4 protein-coding genes and 1 pseudogene are annotated in these 4,164 nt (G+C 72.6%); all 5 read left to right on the top strand.

The genetic code is table 11. From position 1 onward, the window contains the following. Positions 1-396, top strand: a pseudogene (locus tag GT042_RS38985) (hypothetical protein); the annotation flags it as partial. A gap of 150 nt (positions 397-546) precedes the next feature. Next, positions 547-1,005, top strand: a complete 459-nt coding sequence (locus GT042_RS12130; protein ID WP_161308729.1) for a lamin tail domain-containing protein — start codon at positions 547-549, stop codon at positions 1,003-1,005. Positions 1,006-1,127: 122 nt separating this feature from the next. Next, on the top strand, positions 1,128-1,868 hold the full coding sequence (locus tag GT042_RS12125) for a class I SAM-dependent methyltransferase (RefSeq protein ID WP_161308731.1): 741 nt from the start codon (positions 1,128-1,130) through the stop codon (positions 1,866-1,868). 107 nt (positions 1,869-1,975) lie between these two features. Then, positions 1,976-2,980: a pyridoxal-phosphate dependent enzyme gene (locus GT042_RS12120; protein WP_237530730.1), complete on the top strand. Its 1,005-nt coding sequence runs from the start codon at positions 1,976-1,978 to the stop codon at positions 2,978-2,980. After that, the coding region (locus GT042_RS12115; protein ID WP_161308728.1) for an ATP-grasp domain-containing protein at positions 2,977-4,164 on the top strand (1,188 nt) is incomplete at its 3' end. The genes GT042_RS12120 and GT042_RS12115, both read left to right, overlap by 4 nt.

Here is a 4,164-nt window from a genome sequence, read left to right as displayed (position 1 = left end):
GTCGGGACGGCCGCCCCGGCGGGACGCAAGGCGGCCTCCGGCATCAAGCGGAAGCTGCCCGCGGCCGGACCCAAGAAGCAGGGCCAGACCCGGCCGCCGGCCAAGAAGAACACCGCCTCGAAGCGTGTGAAGGCGGCGAAGCCCGCCAAGGCCGCGCCCGTCGAGCAGACGGCGGACGACACGTCCGAGCCGGCCGGTGGCCTCACGGAGCAGGTCATCCAGATCCTGGCCGACGCGGGCGGCTCACCGGTGCGGGCGCGCGACGTGGCGGCGAAGCTGGGCCGCGACGACAGTCCCGGCAGCATCAACGCCGTTCGCAGCACGCTCGACCGGCTGGTGGCCACCTCCCGCGCCCACCGCGCGGGCCGGGGCCTCTACCAGTCGCCGGGCAACTGACCGGGGCGCCCGGCGGGCGCAGGGTGGGGCAGAACGCGTTTCCGTCCTGATTTCGCAACAGGCCGTGTCCGGCCGGGACAAGATGCGTAATGTCTGGCACCTCGCGCCCGCCCCGTCGTGCGGCGCCCACCCGGAACAGGACGTTCTGCCATGCCCCGTACCCGCATAGCCGCCACCGCCGCCGTCACCGCGGCCGCGGCGGCCGCCACGTTGTTCATGTTCCCCGGGCAGGCCCAGGCCGCCGGATCCGTGCATCTCACGAAGATCTGGTACAACTCCCCGGGCTCGGACAGCCGTTCCAACACCAGCCTCAACGGCGAGTGGGTCCAGATCAAGAACACCACCACCAAGTCCGTGAGTCTCAAGGGCTGGACGCTCACCGACGCCTCCAAGCACGCCTACACGTTCGGTACGTTCACGCTCAAGGCCGGGAAGACCGTCACGGTGAAGACCGGCAAGGGCACGAACACCGCCACGACGGTGTTCCAGAAGCGCGGCGCCTACGTCTGGAACAACGACAAGGACACCGCGACCCTGCGGCGCGCCTCCAAGGCCGTTCAGGACACGTGTGCGTACAACGCCCCGAAATCCTCCTCCAAGGCCTGCTGAGCCGTAACCGGCCCTCCTTCAACTCGGGCCGCCCCGCCGGGAACTCGACGGCGGTGGCAACCGACCACTGAGGGAGAAGGTGAGCCGGTGGGGCCGTGAGGTCCAGGAGGAGGGCCGTGGTGTTGAAGTGGTACGAGGACGAATCTCTCTGGTCCGACTTCGCTTCCACGATGTTCTCGGCGGACCGGGGTGAGACGGTGGCCGGACTCGTGAGCTCCTCCCCCCTCCTGGACTTCCCACCGGGCACCCGGGTGCTCGACCTGTGCTGCGGACCCGGGCTGTTCCTGGTCCCGCTGGCCCGCCGCGGCTACGCCGTCACCGGGGTCGACCTCAGCCCGTCCCTGCTGGAGCGGGCCACGGGCGCGTGCGCGGAGGCGGAGGTCGACGTACGGCTCGTGCGGGCCGACATGCTCGCGTACGCCGATCCCGGCGCGTTCGACGTGGTGCTCAACGTCTTCACGTCGTTCGGCTACTTCGACGACCCCGAGGACAACCTCCAGGTGCTGCGCAACGCGTGGACGAGCCTCGCGCCCGGCGGGCGGCTGCTGGTCGACGTGATGGGCAAGGAGGTGCTCGCGGGCTGGATCGGCCGGCCGCAGGCCGTCGACCTCCCGGACGGCTCGTACGTGGTGCAGCGGGACGTCGTCCTCGACAGCTGGCGGCGGCTGCGGACCGACTGGACGCTGGTGCGCGGCACCACGGCCCGTACCGCCTCGATCACCTCGTTCCTGTACAGCGGCGCCGAACTGCACGACCTGTTCGAGGCGGCCGGCTTCACCGATGTCGAGTGTTTCGGCGGCTTCGACGGCTCTCCGTACGACCAGGGGTCGCGGCGCCTGATCGTCAGGGGGACCAGGAAATGAGGCCCCGGGACGTCATGGCGCCGGACCTCGGATACACGGTCGCCCCGGCCCCGGCATCCGCGCCGGCCTCCGTGCCCGCACCGGTGCACGCGCACATCACCGACGCGATGAAGGCCCCGGACCTGGTCAGGCTGGGCGAGAACGTCGTACTGGCACGCTTCGAGACGATGAAGGTGTACGCGGCGCTCGGCGCCGTCCGCGCCCTGCTGCGCGCGGGCCGGGTCGTCCCGGGCCAGACGCTCGTGGACAGTTCGAGCGGCATCTACGCGCTGGCCCTCGCCATGGCCTGCCACCGGTACGGGCTGCGCTGCCACATCGTGGCCTCCACGACTGTCGACGCCGTGATGCGGGCGCAGTTGGAGGTGCTCGGCGCGACCGTCGACCAGATGCCGCCGTCGAGCAGTCTGCGGCTGGACCAGGAGCGGCGGGTGCGGCACGTGCGCCGACTGCTCGCGGAACGGCCGGACTTCCACTGGATGCGGCAGTACCACGACCCCGTGCACTACGCCGGATACGGCGAGTTCGCGGATCTGGTCGCCGGGGCCCTGCCCGACGCCGAGCTGACGGTGGTCGGCGCGGTGGGGACGGGCGCGTCCACCGGCGGTCTGGTGCAGGCGCTGCGCGGGGCCGGCCGGCCGGTGCGGCTGGTGGGGATCCAGCCGTTCGGCAGTGTGACCTTCGGCAGCGAGCGGTTCAGCGACCCGGAGGCGATCATCGCGGGCATCGGCAGCTCCATCCCGTTCGAGAACGTGCGGCACGAGCTGTACGACACACTGCACTGGGTGGACTTCCGCCACGCCATGGCGGGTGCGGTGGGCCTGCTGCGGGACCACGCGGTGTTCGCCGGGCTGTCCACCGGCGCGGCCCACCTGATCGCCTCGTGGGAGGCGGCCCTCGATCCCGGGCGGCTGCACCTCGTCATCGGCGCCGACACCGGACACCGGTACGCGGAGCGGGTGTTCGCCCGGCACGCGGAGGCGCTCGACCGGTCGTCGCTGCGGCCCCGGCGGATCACGGCGCTGGACGACCTGCGGCCGCCGTGGTCGGTGATGGAGTGGGCCGGGCGGGCCCACCAGGAGTCCGGCGGGACGCCGGCGGAGGAGGTCTCATGACGGTGGTGGCGCTGGAGGCGCTGTCCTTCGGACTGGCCAGGACGGCCGCCGCCGCGGCGGCGGCCGGGCACCGGCTGTGCCTGCTCACCGGCGACCGGTCGGTCTACCGGCACGAGCTGGACACACTGCCGCCCGGTACGGCCCTGGACGTGGTGGACGTCGACACGTTCGACGAGGACGCCACCCGGCGGGCGTTCGCCGCCGTGCCCGGGGTCGCCGGAATCATCAACACCACCGACACGTGGAGTGTGCCGGCGGCGGTGCTCGCCGCCGAGTCCGGGCTGCCGGGTCCGGATCCGGAGTCCGTACGGCTGCTGCGGGACAAGGCGCGGGTACGGGACCTCCTGCACGGCAAGGGCCTGGGCAAGAGCCCCGCCCTTCGGGTGGCCCCCGACCCCGCAAGCGCGGCGGAGGTGCTCCGTACGGTCGGCCTGCCGGCGGTCCTCAAGGACGCGGCGGGCACCTCGTCGCGTGACGTCTGGGTGGTCAGGGACGAGGAGGCGCTGCGCGCCGCCCTCGGGGAGGCGGGGCAACGCGCCCTCACCGGGGGGCTGTTCGCCGAGCCGTTCCTGTCAGGTCCGCTCTACAGCGCGGAGACGATCGGCTGGGGCGGGGAGACCCGGCTGCTGGGTGTGCTCAGCCGGCAGACCTCGCGGGAGCCGGCCGTACGGGAGGAGGCAGCGGCCTTCCCCGTCGTGTTCCCGCCCGGCGGACTCGGCGAGATCGAGGAGTGGGTGGGGCGGGTCCTGCACACCGCGGGGCACCACAGCGGCTTCGCGCACGTCGAGTTCGTCCTCACCTCCGAGGGGCCGCGGCTGGTCGAGATCAACCGGCGGATCGGCGGTGCGCTGGTCGGTGAGGCGCTGTGCCTGTCGCTGGGGACCAATGTGTACGAGGCCATGATCGAGGCGGCGCTGGGCGTACGGCCCGCGCTGATGGACGCGCGTCTCGAACACACCGGTCCCGCCAGTGGTTTTGTCCTCGTGTACGCGGACAGGCCGGGCGTCCTGACCGGCTGGCGCGGGCTCGACGCGCTGGGCGACTACCCGGGCGCGGTGCGGTGGTTCCCGACGCGGGCGGCGGGGGACGCGGTGCGGTACGTCCACGACCAGCGGGGCTGTACGGGCATCGTGCTGGCGGAGGGCGCCACCGCGGAACTGGCGCTGCACCGGGCGCTGAGCGCC

Source organism: Streptomyces sp. SID3212, assembly GCF_009865405.1.
Taxonomy (GTDB): Bacteria; Actinomycetota; Actinomycetes; order Streptomycetales; family Streptomycetaceae; genus Streptomyces.
This window is presented reverse-complemented; position numbering and strand designations above follow the sequence as displayed.